This is a genomic window from Streptomyces sp. NPDC034049 (assembly GCF_055575575.1).
The window spans coordinates 98,469-115,686 of sequence record NZ_JBVISJ010000006.1 but is presented as its reverse complement, the minus strand read 5'-3'; the positions used below and the strand labels follow the sequence as shown (position 1 = coordinate 115,686).

General features: G+C 71.5%; 14 protein-coding genes. 13 read left to right on the top strand and 1 reads right to left on the bottom strand.

What is annotated here, in order from left to right:
• The 12 genes from ACZ52C_RS19245 to ACZ52C_RS19190 all read left to right on the top strand — a co-directional run bounded on the left by ACZ52C_RS19245 (position 1) and on the right by ACZ52C_RS19190 (position 15,027).
• On the top strand, positions 1–1,287 hold the full coding sequence (locus ACZ52C_RS19245) for a dihydroorotase (RefSeq protein WP_469075862.1): 1,287 nt from the start codon (positions 1–3) through the stop codon (positions 1,285–1,287).
• Entirely contained in the window at positions 1,284–1,850 is a 567-nt protein-coding gene (locus tag ACZ52C_RS19240; protein WP_469075861.1) for a PH-like domain-containing protein, read from the top strand. Before ACZ52C_RS19245 ends, ACZ52C_RS19240 begins: the two co-directional genes overlap by 4 nt.
• The gene (carA, locus tag ACZ52C_RS19235; protein WP_469075860.1) at positions 1,847–2,989 is read left to right on the top strand and encodes a glutamine-hydrolyzing carbamoyl-phosphate synthase small subunit; all 1,143 of its coding nucleotides are present in this window, start codon (positions 1,847–1,849) and stop codon (positions 2,987–2,989) included. The genes ACZ52C_RS19240 and carA overlap by 4 nt, the downstream gene beginning before the upstream one ends.
• Positions 2,982–6,290 (top strand): carbamoyl-phosphate synthase large subunit, encoded by a 3,309-nt coding sequence (carB, locus tag ACZ52C_RS19230; protein WP_469075859.1) that lies wholly within the window; start codon positions 2,982–2,984, stop codon positions 6,288–6,290. The genes carA and carB overlap by 8 nt, the downstream gene beginning before the upstream one ends.
• A gap of 55 nt (positions 6,291–6,345) precedes the next feature.
• Complete coding sequence (locus tag ACZ52C_RS19225; protein ID WP_469075858.1) at positions 6,346–7,452, top strand: quinone-dependent dihydroorotate dehydrogenase; 1,107 nt, start codon at positions 6,346–6,348, stop codon at positions 7,450–7,452.
• Positions 7,449–8,309: an orotidine-5'-phosphate decarboxylase gene (gene pyrF / locus ACZ52C_RS19220; protein WP_469075857.1), complete on the top strand. Its 861-nt coding sequence runs from the start codon at positions 7,449–7,451 to the stop codon at positions 8,307–8,309. The genes ACZ52C_RS19225 and pyrF overlap by 4 nt, the downstream gene beginning before the upstream one ends.
• Before the next feature lie 254 nt (positions 8,310–8,563).
• Positions 8,564–8,887 carry an integration host factor gene (locus ACZ52C_RS19215; RefSeq protein ID WP_003977346.1) on the top strand — a complete coding sequence of 108 codons (324 nt, stop codon included), beginning with the start codon at positions 8,564–8,566 and terminating at the stop codon, positions 8,885–8,887.
• Between the two features lie 60 nt (positions 8,888–8,947).
• Entirely contained in the window at positions 8,948–9,541 is a 594-nt protein-coding gene (gene gmk / locus ACZ52C_RS19210) for a guanylate kinase (protein WP_469075856.1), read from the top strand.
• Positions 9,542–9,605: 64 nt separating this feature from the next.
• The gene (rpoZ, locus tag ACZ52C_RS19205) at positions 9,606–9,875 is read left to right on the top strand and encodes a DNA-directed RNA polymerase subunit omega (protein WP_005485492.1); all 270 of its coding nucleotides are present in this window, start codon (positions 9,606–9,608) and stop codon (positions 9,873–9,875) included.
• A 118-nt stretch (positions 9,876–9,993) separates the two neighbouring features.
• Positions 9,994–11,196, top strand: a complete 1,203-nt coding sequence (coaBC, locus tag ACZ52C_RS19200) for a bifunctional phosphopantothenoylcysteine decarboxylase/phosphopantothenate--cysteine ligase CoaBC (protein WP_469075855.1) — start codon at positions 9,994–9,996, stop codon at positions 11,194–11,196.
• 240 nt (positions 11,197–11,436) lie between these two features.
• Positions 11,437–12,645, top strand: a complete 1,209-nt coding sequence (metK, locus tag ACZ52C_RS19195) for a methionine adenosyltransferase (RefSeq protein WP_086803099.1) — start codon at positions 11,437–11,439, stop codon at positions 12,643–12,645.
• A 183-nt stretch (positions 12,646–12,828) separates the two neighbouring features.
• Positions 12,829–15,027, top strand: coding sequence for a primosomal protein N' (locus ACZ52C_RS19190; protein WP_469075854.1), 2,199 nt, complete (start codon positions 12,829–12,831; stop codon positions 15,025–15,027).
• Between the two features lie 264 nt (positions 15,028–15,291).
• On the opposite strand, the gene ACZ52C_RS19185 is transcribed toward ACZ52C_RS19190, so the two are convergent.
• Complete coding sequence (locus tag ACZ52C_RS19185; protein WP_469075853.1) at positions 15,292–15,861, bottom strand: hypothetical protein; 570 nt, start codon at positions 15,859–15,861, stop codon at positions 15,292–15,294.
• A gap of 310 nt (positions 15,862–16,171) precedes the next feature.
• Here ACZ52C_RS19185 and fmt point away from each other — a divergent pair, with 310 nt between their 5' ends.
• The gene (gene fmt / locus ACZ52C_RS19180) at positions 16,172–17,104 is read left to right on the top strand and encodes a methionyl-tRNA formyltransferase (protein WP_469075852.1); all 933 of its coding nucleotides are present in this window, start codon (positions 16,172–16,174) and stop codon (positions 17,102–17,104) included.
• Positions 17,105–17,218: the final 114 nt, after the last annotated feature.

The following is a 17,218-nucleotide window of genomic DNA, read 5'->3' as shown; positions in this document are numbered from 1 at the left end:
ATGAGCAAGATCCTGATCCGTGGTGCGAAGGTGCTGGGCGGCGAGCCGCAGGACGTGCTGATCGACGGCGAGGTCATCGCCGAGGTGGGCACCGGGCTGTCGGACGAGGGCGCGGTGGTCGTCGAGGCCGAGGGCAAGGTGCTGCTGCCGGGCCTCGTCGACCTGCACACCCATCTGCGCGAGCCCGGCCGCGAGGACTCCGAGACCGTGCTCACCGGCACGCGCGCCGCGGCCTCCGGCGGTTACACGGCCGTGTTCGCCATGGCCAACACGTTCCCCGTCGCCGACACCGCCGGTGTGGTCGAGCAGGTCTACCGGCTCGGCCAGGAGCACGGCTACTGCGACGTGCAGCCCATCGGCGCCGTCACGGTCGGCCTGGAGGGCAAGAAGCTCGCCGAGCTGGGCGCCATGCACGAGTCGGCCGCCGGCGTCACCGTCTTCTCCGACGACGGCAAGTGTGTCGACGACGCGGTGATCATGCGCCGGGCCCTGGAGTACGTGAAGGCCTTCGGCGGGGTCGTCGCCCAGCACGCGCAGGAGCCGCGCCTCACCGAGGGCGCCCAGATGAACGAGGGCGTCGTCTCCGCGGAGCTGGGCCTCGGCGGCTGGCCCGCGGTGGCCGAGGAGTCGATCATCGCCCGGGACGTCCTGCTCGCCGAGCACGTCGGCTCCCGCGTCCACATCTGCCACCTCTCGACCGCCGGGTCCGTCGAGATCGTCCGCTGGGCCAAGTCCCGCGGCATCGACGTCACCGCCGAGGTCACCCCGCACCACCTCCTGCTCACCGACGAGCTGGTGCGCTCCTACGACCCGGTCTACAAGGTCAACCCGCCGCTGCGCACCGAGCGCGACGTGCTGGCGCTGCGCGAGGCCCTCGCCGACGGCACGATCGACATCGTCGCCACCGACCACGCCCCGCACCCGCACGAGGACAAGGACTGCGAGTGGGCCGCGGCCGCCATGGGCATGGTGGGCCTGGAGACCGCCCTGTCGGTGGTCCAGGAGACGATGGTCACCACCGGTCTGCTCGACTGGGCGGGCGTCGCGGACCGTATGTCGGTCAAGCCCGCGAAGATCGGGCGGGCCGCCGGTCACGGACGTCCCGTCTCGGCAGGTGAGCCCGCCAACCTCACGCTCGTCGACACGGCATACCGTGGGTCCGTGGATCCCGCGGGCTTCGCCTCGCGCAGCCGCAACACCCCCTACGAGGGCCGCGAGCTGCCGGGCCGTGTCACGCACACGTGGCTGCGGGGCAAGGCCACGCTCGTCGACGGGAAGCTCACGTGACACCTGTAATTCTGCTGGCCGCCGAGAAGGAATCGGCCGAGGTCACCGACTGGGCCGCGCGCATCGGCTGGGTCGTCGGGCTCGCTCTCTTCGTCGCGCTCGTCTACTGGCTGATGCGCGAGGGCTGGAAGTGGCGCGGCACGCTCCAGAGCGATCTCCCGGAGCTGCTCACCGCGCCGGACGAGCCGGGCGAGGCCAGACTGAGCATGAGCGGCCGCTACCACGGGTCCACCACCGCCGGGCAGTGGCTCGACCGCATCGTCGCGCACGGCCTGGGCACCCGCAGCCGGGTCGAGCTGACGCTGACGGACGCGGGCCTGGACGTCGTACGCCCGGGGGCGACGGACTTCTTCGTCCCGGCCGACGCCCTGCGCGAGGCCCGGCTCGACAAGGGCATCGCCGGGAAGGTCCTCACCGAGGGCGGGCTGCTGGTCGTCACCTGGGAGCACGGCGGCAAGCTGCTCGACTCCGGGTTCCGCTCCGACCGAGCGGCCGAGCACAACGAGTGGGTCGAGACCCTGAACCAGATGATCAACAAGACGGAAACGGAAGGCGCACGATGACGACCTCCACCCGGGGAGCCACCAGGGTTCCCGCCGTACTCGTCCTGGAGGACGGCCGGATCTTCCGCGGCCGGGCCTACGGGGCCGTGGGGGTGACCTTCGGCGAGGCAGTGTTCTCCACCGGGATGACCGGCTACCAGGAGACCCTCACCGACCCGTCGTACCACCGCCAGGTCGTCGTCATGACCGCCCCGCACGTCGGCAACACCGGCGTCAACGACGAGGACCCCGAGTCCAAGAAGATCTGGGTCTCCGGATACGTCGTCCGCGACCCCGCGCGCGTGCCCTCCAGCTGGCGCTCCCGGCGCTCCCTGGACGAGGAGCTGCGCGCCCAGGGCGTCGTCGGGATCTCCGGCATCGACACCCGCGCCCTCACCCGCCACCTCCGTGAGCGCGGCGCCATGCGCGTCGGCATCTTCTCCGGCAACGCGCTGCCCGACGCGGGCGTCATGCTCACCGAGGTCCGCGAGGCCCCCGAGATGAAGGGCGCGAACCTCTCCGCCGAGGTCGCCACCAAGGAGACGTACGTCGTCCCCGCCATCGGCACCAAGAAGTTCACCGTCGCCGCCGTCGACCTCGGCATCAAGGGCATGACCCCGCACCGCATGGCCGAGCGCGGCATCGAGGTGCACGTGCTCCCGGCCACGGCCACGGCCGAGGACGTGTACGCCGTGAACCCCGACGGCGTGTTCTTCTCCAACGGCCCCGGCGACCCGGCCACGGCCGACCACCCGGTCTCCGTCATGCGAGCCGTTTTGGAGCGCGGCACCCCGCTCTTCGGCATCTGCTTCGGCAACCAGATCCTCGGCCGCGCGCTCGGCTTCGGCACCTACAAGCTGAAGTACGGCCACCGGGGCATCAACCAGCCGGTGCAGGACCGTACGACCGGCAAGGTCGAGGTCACCGCGCACAACCACGGCTTCGCCGTCGACGCCCCGCTCGACGAGGTCTCCGACACCCCCTACGGCCGCGCCGAGGTCTCCCACGTCTGCCTCAACGACAACGTGGTGGAGGGGCTCCAGCTCCTCGACCGGCCGGCTTTCAGCGTCCAGTACCACCCCGAAGCGGCAGCGGGCCCGCACGACGCCGCCTACCTGTTCGACCGCTTCGTATCCCTGATGGAGGGCCAGCGTGCCTAAGCGCACCGATATCCAGTCCGTCCTGGTCATCGGCTCCGGCCCGATCGTCATCGGCCAGGCCGCCGAGTTCGACTACTCCGGCACCCAGGCGTGCCGCGTGCTCAAGGCCGAGGGCCTGCGCGTCATCCTGGTCAACTCCAACCCGGCGACGATCATGACCGACCCGGAGATCGCCGACGCCACCTACGTCGAGCCGATCACCCCGGAGTTCGTCGAGAAGATCATCGCCAAGGAGCGCCCGGACACCCTCCTGCCCACCCTCGGCGGTCAGACGGCCCTCAACACGGCCATCTCGCTGCACGAGGCCGGGACGCTGGAGAAGTACGGCGTCGAGCTGATCGGCGCCAACGTCGAGGCCATCAACAAGGGCGAGGACCGCGACCTCTTCAAGGAGGTCGTCGAAGCCGTCCGCGCCAAGATCGGGCACGGCGAGTCCGCCCGCTCGGTCATCTGCCATTCCATGGACGACGTGATCGGCGGCGTCGAGACGCTCGGCGGCTACCCCGTCGTCGTCCGCCCCTCCTTCACCATGGGCGGCGCCGGCTCCGGCTTCGCGCACGACGAGGAGGAGCTGCGCCGCATCGCCGGCCAGGGCCTGACCCTCTCGCCGACCACCGAGGTGCTCCTGGAGGAGTCCATCCTCGGCTGGAAGGAGTACGAGCTGGAGCTGATGCGCGACAAGCACGACAACGTCGTGGTCGTCTGCTCCATCGAGAACTTCGACCCCATGGGCGTGCACACCGGCGACTCGATCACGGTCGCGCCCGCGATGACGCTGACGGACCGCGAGTACCAGGTGCTGCGTGACGTCGGCATCGCGATCATCCGCGAGGTCGGCGTCGACACCGGCGGCTGCAACATCCAGTTCGCGGTGAACCCCGAGGACGGCCGCGTGATCGTCATCGAGATGAACCCGCGCGTGTCGCGGTCCTCGGCCCTCGCCTCCAAGGCGACCGGCTTCCCGATCGCCAAGATCGCCGCCAAGCTCGCCGTCGGCTACACGCTCGACGAGATCCCGAACGACATCACCGAGCAGACCCCGGCCTCCTTCGAGCCGACGCTCGACTACGTGGTCGTCAAGGCCCCGCGGTTCGCCTTCGAGAAGTTCCCGTCCGCCGACTCCTCCCTGACCACCACCATGAAGTCGGTCGGCGAGGCCATGGCGATCGGCCGCAACTTCACCGAGGCGCTCCAGAAGGCGCTGCGGTCGCTGGAGAAGAAGGGCAGCCAGTTCACCTTCGTCGGCGAGCCCGGCGACAAGGCCGCCCTCCTCGAAGAGGCCGTCCGGCCCACCGACGGCCGCATCAACACCGTCATGCAGGCCATCCGCGCGGGCGCCACGCCCGAGGAGGTCTTCGAGTTCACCAAGATCGACCCGTGGTTCGTCGACCAGCTCTTCCTGATCAAGGAGATCGCCGACGAGCTGGCCGCCGCCGAGAAGCTCGACCCCGAGCTGCTCGCCGAGGCCAAGCGGCACGGCTTCTCCGACCAGCAGATCGGTGAGATCCGGGGCCTGCGCGAGGACGTCGTGCGCGAGGTCCGGCACGCGCTGGGCGTACGCCCGGTCTACAAGACGGTCGACACCTGCGCCGCCGAGTTCGCCGCGAAGACGCCGTACTTCTACTCCTCCTACGACGAGGAGTCGGAGGTCGCCCCGCGCGAGAAGCCGGCCGTGATCATCCTCGGCTCCGGCCCGAACCGCATCGGCCAGGGCATCGAGTTCGACTACTCCTGCGTCCACGCCTCCTTCGCCCTGAGCGACGCGGGCTACGAGACCGTGATGGTCAACTGCAACCCCGAGACCGTCTCCACGGACTACGACACCTCCGACCGTCTGTACTTCGAGCCGCTCACGCTCGAGGACGTGCTGGAGATCGTGCACGCCGAGTCGCAGGCCGGGCCTATCGCGGGCGTCGTCGTCCAGCTCGGCGGCCAGACCCCGCTGGGCCTGTCGCAGGCGCTCAAGGACAACGGCGTGCCCGTGGTCGGCACCTCCCCGGAGGCCATCCACGCCGCCGAGGACCGCGGCGCCTTCGGACGCGTCCTCGCCGAGGCCGGCCTCCCCGCGCCCAAGCACGGCACCGCGACCACCTTCGCGGGCGCCAAGGCCATCGCCGACGAGATCGGCTACCCGGTCCTCGTCCGCCCGTCCTACGTGCTCGGCGGACGTGGCATGGAGATCGTCTATGACGAGGCCCGCCTGGAGTCGTACATCGCCGAGTCGACCGAGATCAGCCCCTCCCGGCCGGTCCTCGTCGACCGCTTCCTCGACGACGCCATCGAGATCGACGTGGACGCCCTGTACGACGGCCACGAGCTCTACCTCGGCGGCGTGATGGAGCACATCGAGGAGGCCGGCATCCATTCCGGCGACTCCGCGTGCGCCCTGCCCCCGATCACCCTCGGCGGCTTCGACATCAAGCGCCTGCGCGCCTCCACCGAGGCCATCGCCAAGGGCGTCGGCGTGCGCGGACTGATCAACATCCAGTTCGCGATGGCCGGGGACATCCTCTACGTCCTGGAGGCCAACCCCCGCGCCTCCCGCACGGTCCCCTTCACCTCGAAGGCGACCGCCGTGCCGCTGGCCAAGGCCGCCGCCCGGATCTCGCTGGGCGCGACCATCGCCGAACTGCGGGCGGAGGGTCTGCTTCCGGCCAACGGCGACGGCGGTGAGCTGCCGCTCGACGCGCCGATCTCCGTCAAGGAGGCCGTCATGCCGTGGTCGCGCTTCCGCGACATCCACGGGCGCGGCGTCGATACCATCCTCGGCCCGGAGATGCGCTCCACCGGCGAGGTCATGGGCATCGACTCCGTCTTCGGCACGGCGTACGCCAAGTCGCAGGCCGGCGCGTACGGGCCGCTGCCCACCAAGGGCCGCGCGTTCATCTCGGTCGCCAACCGCGACAAGCGCTCGATGATCTTCCCGGCGCGCGAGCTGGTCGCGCACGGTTTCGAGCTGCTCGCCACCTCCGGCACGGCCGAGGTCCTCAAGCGCAACGGCATCAACGCCACCGTCGTGCGCAAGCAGTCCGAGGGCACCGGCCCGAACGGCGAGAAGACCATCGTCCAGCTCATCCACGACGGCGAGGTCGACCTCATCGTCAACACCCCCTACGGCACCGGTGGCCGCCTCGACGGCTACGACATCCGTACGGCCGCCGTGGCCCGCTCCGTGCCGTGCCTGACGACCGTGCAGGCGCTCGCCGCGGCCGTCCAGGGCATCGACGCGCTCAACCACGGCGACGTGGGCGTGCGCTCGCTCCAGGAACACGCCGAACACCTGACCGCGGCCCGCGACTAGCAGCCGAAGAGGGGGACACCGGAAACGGTGTCCCCCTCTTCATGAGGACACCACCATGTACAAGCTCTTCTTCCGTCTGGTCTTCAAGCGGATGGACCCGGAGGAGGCCCACCACCTGGCCTTCCGCTGGATCCGCCTCGCCGTCCGCGTCCCCGTGCTGCGCACCTTCCTGGCGGCGGCCCTCGCGCCCCGCTACGAGGAACTGCGCACGGAGGCCTTCGGGCTGCGGATGCACGGCCCCTTCGGACTCGCCGCCGGCTTCGACAAGAACGCGGTCGCCGTCGACGGGATGTCGATGCTCGGCTTCGACCACGTCGAGATCGGCACGGTGACCGGCGAGGGCCAGCCCGGCAACCCCAGGCAGCGGCTGTTCCGCCTGGTCGCCGACCGCGCCCTGATCAACCGCATGGGCTTCAACAACGAGGGCTCGCTCGCCGTCGCCGCCCGCCTGGCCTCCCGCACGCCGGTCTTCAGGACGGTCGTCGGGGTCAACATCGGCAAGACCAAGGCCGTTCCCGAGGAGGAGGCCGCCGGGGACTACGTGAAGTCCACCGAGCGCCTCGCCCCGTACGCCGACTACCTCGTCGTGAACGTCTCCTCGCCCAACACGCCCGGCCTGCGCAACCTCCAGGCCACCGAGGCGCTGCGGCCCCTGCTGACCGCCGTCCGCGAGGCCGCCGACCGCACGGTCCGCACCCGTCGCGTGCCGCTGCTGGTGAAGATCGCGCCGGACCTCGCCGACGAGGACGTCGACGCCGTCGCCGACCTCGCCGTGGAGCTGGGCCTGGACGGGATCATCGCCACGAACACCACCGTCGCGCGCGAGGGCCTCGGTCTGAAGTCCGAGCCCTCCCTCGTGAAGGAGACGGGCGGTCTCTCCGGAGCCCCGGTCAAGGACCGCTCCCTCGCCGTCCTGCGCCGCCTCTACGCGCGCGTGGGCGACCGGATCACCCTGGTGGGCGTCGGCGGCATCGAGAACGCCGAGGACGCCTGGCAGCGCATCCTGGCGGGCGCCACCCTGATCCAGGGCTACAGCGCCTTCGTCTACGAGGGGCCCTTCTGGTCGCGCGCCCTCCACAAGGGCCTCGCGGCCCGCCTGCGCACGAGCCCCTACGCCACCCTCGCCGACGCGGTCGGCGCCGATGTGAGGAAGACGGTATGACCGAGCCCTTCGGCGCCCGCCTGCGCCGAGCCATGGACGAACGCGGGCCGCTCTGCGTCGGCATCGACCCGCACGCCTCCCTGCTCGCCGACTGGGGCCTGAACGACGACGTCGCGGGCCTGGAGCGGTTCAGCCGCACGGTCGTCGAGGCGCTGGCCGACCGGGTGGCCGTCCTCAAGCCCCAGAGCGCGTTCTTCGAGCGCTTCGGGTCGCGCGGCATCGCCGTCCTGGAGAAGTCCGTCGCGGAGGCGCGGGCGGCCGGCGCGCTGGTCGTCATGGACGCCAAGCGCGGCGACATCGGCTCCACCATGGCCGCGTACGCCGAGACCTTCCTGCACAAGGACGCGCCCCTCTTCTCGGACGCGCTGACGGTCTCGCCGTACCTGGGCTACGGCTCGCTGAAGCCCGCAGTGGACCTGGCGCGCGAGAACGGGGCCGGACTGTTCGTGCTGGCGCTCACCTCCAACCCGGAGGGCGGCGAGGTGCAGCACGCGGTCCGCACCGACGACCCCGACGGCCGGAACGTCGGCGCGACCATGCTGGCGCACCTGGCGGCCGAGAACGCGGGGGAGGAGCCCCTGGGGTCCTTCGGCGCCGTCGTGGGCGCCACGCTGGGTGACCTCTCGTCGTACGAGCTGAACATCAACGGACCTCTCCTCGCGCCGGGGATCGGTGCCCAGGGCGCCACACCGGCCGATCTTCCGGCGGTCTTCGGTGCCGCCGTGCGCGATGTGGTGCCGAACGTCAGTCGGGGTGTTCTTCGTCACGGTCGCGACATCGTCGCGCTGCGTGACGCCTCGGATCGTTTCGCGGACGAGATCCGCACCGCGACGGCGGTCGTCCGAGACCTCCGATGAGTGCTTGAGGGGCGGTTACCGGACGCCCTGAGTCTGAATACATTCTCAAATCCAGGGCGATATGCCGGTTATGTCCGACTCCAGGGAGGCTGACCAGGACTTTTCCGCTGTTCTCGCTGACTCTGGCGGAGTTGGCCGCTAGTCTCCGAGCAGGGTGAACGGGCGAGCGTGTTGCTCGTGGCACCCCAGGTGTGGGGCGACTAGGTTCCTCACCGGTCCGTATCCGACAGTTCGACATCCGAGGTGACGTAGGCGTGGCTCTTCCGCCCCTTACCCCTGAACAGCGCGCAGCCGCGCTCGAAAAGGCCGCCGCGGCTCGCCGGGAGCGGGCCGAGGTCAAGAATCGACTCAAGCACTCCGGCGCCTCCCTGCACGAGGTCATCAAGCAGGGTCAGGAGAACGACGTCATCGGCAAGATGAAGGTCTCCGCCCTGCTCGAGTCCCTGCCGGGCGTGGGCAAGGTCCGCGCCAAGCAGATCATGGAGCGTCTGGGTATCTCCGAGAGCCGTCGTGTACGCGGCCTCGGGTCCAACCAGATCGCTTCCCTGGAGCGTGAGTTCGGCAGCACCGGTTCCTGATCCCGCCCCCTGACGGGAAGGGAGTCCCGGGCACTCCGGGATTGCTGGAATAATCGCTGCATGGCTGCAACATTCCGGGGGACGACCCCCGAGCCCCCGGACGTACGTCCGCGGCTGACCGTGCTCTCCGGCCCCTCCGGGGTCGGCAAGAGCACGGTCGTCGCCCATATGCGCAAGGCGCACCCCGAGGTCTGGCTCTCGGTGTCGGCGACGACCCGTAAGCCGCGCCCCGGCGAGCAGCACGGCGTCCACTACTTCTTCGTCACCGACGACGAGATGGACAAGCTGATCGCCAACGGTGAACTGCTGGAGTGGGCCGAGTTCGCCGGCAACCGCTACGGCACTCCCCGGGCCGCCGTGCTCGAACGCCTGGAGCGGGGTGAGCCGGTCCTGCTGGAGATCGACCTCCAGGGCGCGCGGCAGGTCCGCGAGTCCATGCCGGACGCTCAGCTGGTCTTTCTGGCGCCTCCCTCCTGGGAGGAGCTGGTGCGCAGGCTCACCGGACGGGGCACCGAGCCGCCCGAGGTGATCGAGCGCCGCCTGGAGGCGGCCAAGATCGAGCTGGCGGCCGAGCCGGAGTTCGACGTCACCCTGGTCAACACCTCCGTCGAGGACGTGGCCCGCGAGCTGCTAGCCTTGATGGATGTTGTGTGATCACGGCGTCTGTCCGTTTTCTGTGATCACGACCGATCTTTTCCCATCCATCGGAAGGTAGAGCGTGTCCTCTTCCATCTCCGCGCCCGAGGGCATCATCAACCCGCCGATCGACGAGCTCCTCGAGGCCACCGACTCGAAGTACAGCCTCGTGATCTACGCGGCCAAGCGTGCCCGCCAGATCAACGCGTACTACTCGCAGCTCGGCGAGGGCCTCCTCGAGTACGTCGGTCCCCTCGTCGACACCCACGTCCACGAGAAGCCGCTCTCGATCGCCCTGCGCGAGATCAACGCGGGTCTGCTGACGTCCGAGGCCGTCGAGGGCCCCGCGTAAGTCATATCGGCAGATCGCAATAGGTTTTTCCACAGGCCCGGCAGTGCGACTGTCGGGCCTGTGGTGTGTCATTGAGGCGTCACACAGAGGCGTACACATCCGAGTGCGGGGAGGCCCGGTGGGCAAGCCGAAGGTCGTTCTGGGGGTCAGCGGTGGGATCGCCGCCTACAAGGCGTGCGAGCTGCTGCGCCGGCTGACCGAGTCCGGTCATGACGTACGGGTCGTGCCGACCGACTCCGCGCTGCACTTCGTCGGCGCCGCCACCTGGTCCGCGCTCTCCGGCAACCCGGTCTCCACCGAGGTCTGGGAGAGCGTCCACGAGGTGCCGCACGTGCGCATCGGGCAGGAGGCCGATCTGGTCGTCGTCGCCCCGGCGACCGCCGACATGCTCGCCAAGGCCGCCCACGGCCTGGCCGACGACCTTCTCACCAACACCCTGCTCACCGCTCGCTGTCCGGTCGTCTTCGCCCCCGCCATGCACACCGAGATGTGGGAACACCCGGCCACCCAGGAGAACGTGGCGACGCTCCGCCGCCGGGGCGCCCTCGTCATCGACCCCGCCGTGGGCCGGCTGACCGGCGCCGACACCGGCAAGGGCCGGCTGCCGGACCCCGGGGAGATCTTCGAGGTCTGCCGCCGCGTGCTCGCCCGGGGCGTCACCGAGCCGGACCTCGTCGGGCGGCACGTCGTCGTGACCGCCGGCGGCACCCGTGAGCCCCTCGACCCCGTCCGCTTCCTCGGCAACCGCTCCTCCGGCAAACAGGGGTACGCCCTCGCCCGTACGGCCGCCGCGCGGGGCGCCCGGGTCACGCTGATCGAGGGCAACACCGGACTGCCGGACCCCGCAGGGGTGGACGTCGTCCGGATCGGCACGGCGGTCCAGCTGCGCGAGGCGGTGCTCAAGGCGGCGCCGGACGCGGACGTCGTGGTGATGGCGGCCGCGGTGGCGGACTTCCGCCCGGAGACCTACGCCACCGGCAAGATCAAGAAGAAGGACGACCAAGGGCCCGAGCCCGTCGTCCTGGTGCGGAATCCGGACATCCTCGCGGAGATCTCGGCGGACCGTTCGCGCCCCGGTCAGGTGGTCGTCGGCTTCGCCGCCGAGACGGACGACGTCCTCGCCAACGGCCGCGTCAAGCTGGCCCGCAAGGGATGCGACCTCCTGGTGGTGAACGAGGTGGGGGAGCGCAAGACCTTCGGTTCCGAGGAGAACGAGGCCGTGGTGCTGGGAGCCGACGGCAGCGAGACACCGGTGCCCTACGGCCCCAAGGAAGCCCTGGCCGAAACAGTGTGGGACCTGGTGGCGAGCAGACTCGAGTGACCGTGTCGTTCGCGTCACGCCGCACTCGAACCACGCACATTCGGGCGTGGCGACCCTGGCGGACAGCGACGGCCATGGGGCAGAATGCACGTGCCGCAGGTCACAGGGCTCCCGAGAGGCGAGACAGGTGGGCCGGTGGCCGAGCCCGACCGATAAACTGTTCTCGGACGACGCCGGGCGCAGCCCCCGAGCCCGTCCGCCCATGATCAGCCAGCAGCCGCTGCAACCCCAGGGAGCGTTGTGTCCCGTCGTCTGTTCACCTCGGAGTCTGTGACCGAGGGTCACCCCGACAAGATCGCTGATCAGATCAGCGATGCCATTCTCGATGCGCTCCTGCGCGAGGACCCCACGTCCCGTGTCGCCGTGGAGACGCTCATCACGACCGGTCTGGTGCATGTGGCCGGGGAGGTCACGACCAAGGCGTACGCGCCGATCGCCCAGCTGGTGCGCGACACCATCCTGAACATCGGCTACGACTCGTCGAAGAAGGGCTTCGACGGTGCTTCGTGCGGTGTGTCGGTGTCGATCGGTGCGCAGTCGCCGGACATCGCGCAGGGTGTGGACACGGCGTACGAGAACCGGGTCGAGGGTGACGAGGACGAGCTGGACCGGCAGGGCGCCGGTGACCAGGGTCTGATGTTCGGTTACGCGTCGGACGAGACGCCGACGCTGATGCCGCTGCCGATCTTCCTGGCGCACCGCCTGTCGAAGCGCCTGTCCGAGGTCCGCAAGAACGGCACGATCCCCTACCTCCGCCCGGACGGAAAGACGCAGGTCACCATCGAGTACGACGGTGACAAGGCGGTCCGTCTGGACACGGTCGTGGTGTCCTCGCAGCATGCGAGCGACATCGATCTGGAGTCGCTCCTCGCGCCGGACATCCGGGAGTTCGTGGTGGAGCCGGAGCTGAAGGCTCTGCTGGACGACGGGATCAAGCTGGACACCGAGGGCTACCGTCTGCTGGTCAACCCGACCGGCCGTTTCGAGATCGGTGGTCCGATGGGTGACGCGGGCCTGACCGGCCGCAAGATCATCATCGACACCTACGGCGGCATGGCCCGCCACGGCGGCGGCGCCTTCTCCGGCAAGGACCCCTCCAAGGTGGACCGTTCGGCGGCGTACGCGATGCGCTGGGTCGCCAAGAACGTCGTCGCGGCCGGCCTCGCCTCCCGTTGCGAGGTCCAGGTGGCCTACGCGATCGGCAAGGCCGAGCCCGTCGGCCTGTTCGTCGAGACCTTCGGCACCGCCAAGGTCGACACCGACCGGATCGAGAAGGCCATCGACGAGGTCTTCGACCTCCGTCCGGCCGCCATCATCCGCGACCTCGACCTGCTGCGCCCGATCTACGGACAGACCGCCGCGTACGGTCACTTCGGCCGCGAGCTGCCCGAGTTCACCTGGGAGCGCACGGACCGCGTCGAGGAACTGCGCAAGGCCGCGGGCCTCTGAGCCCTCCGGCTCACCACCACTCCGGCTGATCGACGAGGCCCGGTGTCCCCTCGGGGGCGCCGGGCCTCGTCGTGTTCCTCGACTCCCTGACCGACGGACCGCCGGGCGTGCCCCGGAGAGGCCGGCCGCCCACCGGGCTCTCGGGCGGCGTCCGCTGTCAGTGGGGTTTGGGAGGATGGGGGTGTGAGCAGCGAGGATGGGACCAGGAGCGGAGGCGCGGCGGGGGGCGGGGAGCCGGAGCAGCTGGCGCTGGTGCGGGAGGCCGTCCGGAACGCCAAGGTGCCGCGGGCGAAGCCGCGGACCTGGCGGGGGGCGGCGCTGGCGAAGGAGCTGCCGGTCGCCCGGGTGCTCGTCGACAAGGGCGTGCTGCATCTCGACCGGTACTTCGACTACGCGGTGCCGGAGGAGCTGGACGCGGACGCCCAGCCCGGGGTGCGGGTGCGGGTGCGGTTCGGGGCCGGCGGGCGGAACGTTCGCGAGGGGCGGCGCGAGGGCGGCTCGCTGATCGACGGGTTCCTTGTCGAGCGGGTCGCCGAGTCGGACTACTCAGGTCCGCTGGCCGCGCTCGCGCAGGTCGTCTCCCCCGAACCGGTGCTGGGGCCCGAGCTGTTGGGGCTGGCACGGGCCGTGGCGGACCGGTACGCGGGGAGCCTCGCGGATGTGCTCCAGTTGGCCGTTCCACCTCGGCACGGCCGGGCGGAGGCCGTGGAGATGGGCGAGCCCGCGCCCCCTCCCGCCGCTCCCGAGCCCGGGTCCTGGCTGCGGTACGGGCGCGGGGAGGGGTTTTTGCGGGCGCTGGCCGGCGGGGGTGCGCCCCGGGCCGTGTGGACCGCCTTGCCGGGGCCGGAGTGGGCCGAGGAGATCGCGCGGGCCGTGCAGGCGACACTGGCGTCGGGGCGCGGAGCGCTCGTGGTCGTACCGGCCGGGCGGCCCGCGGCTCGGGTCGACGAGGCGCTCGGGCAGTTGCTGGGGGAGGGGCGGCACGCGCTGCTGACCGCCGATGCGGGGCAGGAGAAGCGCTACCGGGAGTGGCTGGCCGTGCGGCGGGGGGCCGTCCGGGCCGTGGTGGGGACCCGGGCGGCCATGTTCGCGCCGGTGCGGGACCTCGGGCTGGTCGTCGTCTGGGACGACGGCGACGCCAGTCACAGCGATGACAACGCTCCCTTTCCGCATGTGCGCGAGGTGCTGGAGCTACGGGCCACCCGGGACAAGTGCGCTTTTCTGCTGGGGAGTTGGAGCTGCACGGTGGAGGCCGCCCAGCTGGTCGAGAGCGGCTGGGCCGCGCCGATCGTGGCCGGGCGGGAGCAGGTGCGGGCCGCCGCGCCGCTGGTGCGGACCGTGGGGGACGCGGATCTCGCGCGGGACGAGGCGGCTCGGGCGGCGCGGTTGCCGAGTCTCGCCTGGCAGGTCGCGCGGGACGGGTTGCGGGACGGGCCCGTGCTGGTGCAGGTGCCCCGGCGTGGGTATGTGCCGCGGATGGCCTGCGCGCGGTGCCGGGAGCCGGCCCGGTGCCGGCACTGTGCGGGGCCGCTGGCGGCGCAGGACGGTGCCGGGGCGCTGCTGTGCGGATGGTGCGGGCGTGAGGAGGGCGGCTGGCACTGCCCCGAGTGCGGGGGGTACCGGCTGCGGGCACAGGTCGTGGGGGCGCGGCGGACCGCAGAGGAACTGGGGCGGGCCTTTCCCGCCGTGCCCGTGCGGACCTCCGGCCGGGAGCAGGTGCTCGACACCGTGCCGGGGGCGCCCGCGCTGGTCGTGAGCACGCCCGGGGCCGAACCGGTGGCCGAGGGCGGGTACGCGGCGGCCCTGCTGCTCGACGGCTGGGCCATGCTCGGACGGCCCGATCTGCGGGCCGGGGAGGACGCGCTGCGGCGGTGGATCGGCGCGGCCTCGCTCGTACGGAACCAGGGGGTCGGCGGCACGGTCGTGGTGGTCGCCGAGCCGACGCTGCGGCCGGTGCAGGCGCTGGTGCGGTGGGACCCGGTGGGGCACGCGGTGCGGGAACTCGCCGAGCGGGCCGAGCTGGGGTTCCCCCCGGTGTCGCGGATGGCGGCCGTCTCGGGGCCTGTCGAGGCCGTGGCCGACTTCCTGGCGACGGTCGAACTGCCGCCGGACGCGGAGGTGTTGGGGCCGGTGCCGGTGGCCGGGCCGGCGGTCCCCGGCTCCGGGGCGGGGCCTGCGACAGGTGGGGGGAGAGCACGGCGGCCCGCGGTGTCGGCGGCTGGGGCCGGCGAGCCCTGGGAGCGTGCGCTGATCCGGGTGCCGCCGGGGAGCGGGGCGGCGCTGGCCGGTGCGCTGAAGAGCGCGCAGGCGGCGCGGATGGCGCGTGGGCTGAACGAGGGGGCGCGGGTGCGGATCCGGGTGGATCCGTTGGACATCGGCTGAGTGGGGTGGGGTGGGCCTGGGCGGATTTGGGCGGGGGAGTGGGGCCCGGCTGGAGAGCGCCGCCCGGCTGGAGAGCGCCGCCCGGTGTGGGACTGTCTCCCGGCGCGGGCGGGTCTCTCGGTGTGGGTGTCTCTCGGTGTGGGGTGCCCAGGCATGGGGGTGGCTTTCCGGCGTGCGTCTGCCGTCCGGCGGGGAGTGCGCCTCATGGCTGGGGTGCATGGGTCTGCCTCCCGGTCGGACACCGGGAGGCAGAGGTGCGGGCGGTCAGCCGTTGCGCGGGCCGGGGAAGGCCGTGGGTCTCACGTCGTCGCGGAGGGTGGGGCTCCCCGACGTCGGCTGGGTCGGCATGTGCGCGGGCACCGGTGCCGGGAGAGGGGCGGGCATCGAGCGGGCCGCCGGGACCGTGGGGATGCCGGAGCCGACGTTGACGGTGCGACTGCCCTGGGGCTCACCCGTGCGTTCCGCTTCCGCGGCGGCCTGGGCGGCTGCGCGGCGGGCGCCGTAACGGCGGTGAACGGCCTGCTTGGTGACTCCGAGGGCCGAGCCCACCGCGTCCCATGAGAAACCGAGCGAGCGGTCGAAGTCCACGGCTGCCGTGACCAGGGTCTCGACACTGTCCCGCAGCTCCTGGGCGAGGCGGACGGTCGGGGCGGGGGCGCGTCCGTAGACGACGAAGCCCGTGGAGGGGCCGGAGCGGCGCGGGCGGTAGACGTTGCCCAACTGGGCGGTGAGGGTGCGCAGTGCGTCCACCTGCCGGCGGACCCGCTCGATGTCCCGCACCAGCAAGTGCAGGCTGGCCCGAGCCTGGGCGTCGTGGGTTGCGTGGTCGGCCATGAACAAGCCTCTCGAACCGGCGTTGAAATAAGGGGAGGTGCCGCGAGTGCGGCGCGTATCGGTCAACTCTTTCTTGACCAACGCGAATTCGCTCCGCTGGTAACGGGGTGGGGGCGTGGGGGCATATGCGTGGGGCGCGTGGGTGGGGGTGCGCCCCCGCTGCCGCTGGGGTCTGGACTGGTCGGCGACCGTGGGCCGTCCGTACGTGCCGCGGGCCGTCGGGGTGGTGAGGGGGGAACATAGACTGGGGTGTTGTCCCCGTTGTCGCGTGGGGCGTACGAACTTTCGTCCGAGAGGCCGTCAGACATCCATGAAGCTCGTCTTCGCCGGTACCCCAGAGGTCGCTGTTCCCGCGTTGGACGCGTTGATCGCGTCGGGGAGGCATGAGGTGGCCGCGGTCGTGACGCGGCCGGACGCGCCGGCGGGGCGGGGGCGTCACCTGGTCGCGAGCCCGGTGGCCCAGCGGGCGGAGGAGGCCGGCATCGAGGTGCTGAAGCCCCAGCGGCCCCGGGACGAGGCGTTCCTCGCGCGGCTCCGGGAGATCGCGCCCGACTGCTGTCCCGTCGTCGCCTACGGCGCCCTGCTGCCCCGGGTGGCCCTCGACGTGCCGGTCCACGGCTGGGTCAACCTGCACTTCTCCCTGCTGCCCGCCTGGCGCGGCGCCGCCCCCGTGCAGCACTCGATCATGTCCGGGGACGAGATCACGGGAGCCTCCACCTTCCTGATCGAGGAGGGGCTCGACTCCGGGCCGGTGTACGGGACGGTCACCGAGGAGATCCGGCCGACCGACACGAGCGGCGACCTGCTGACCCGGCTCGCCTTCGCCGGCTCCGGGCTGCTCGCCGCCACGATGGACGGCATCGAGGACGGGACCCTGAAGGCCGTGCCGCAGCCCGCCGACGGGATCACCCTCGCGCCGAAGATCACCGTGGAGGACGCCCGGGTCGACTGGGCCGCGCCCGCGCTGCGCGTCGACCGGGTCGTGCGCGGCTGCACGCCCGCGCCGGGGGCGTGGACGACCTTCCGCGGGGAGCGGCTGAAGCTCGTCCAGGTCGCGCCGGTGCCCGAGCGGACGGATCTCGCCCCGGGCGCGCTCGACGTCGGCAAGAAGCACGTGCACGTCGGGACCGGGTCGTACGCCGTGGAACTGCTCTGGGTGCAGGCGCAGGGCAAGAAGCCGATGCGGGCCGCCGACTGGGCGCGCGGGGTACGGATCGAGCCCGGCGAGTCGGTCGGAGACTGACCGAGTGACCGAGTGCCTGAGCGACCGGGTGGCTGAGTGACTGAGCGACTCGATCAGAGGCGGTCTCCGCCCGGCTCGTCGCCCCCTGCCCGTGAACCCACGCGGCCGACGTCC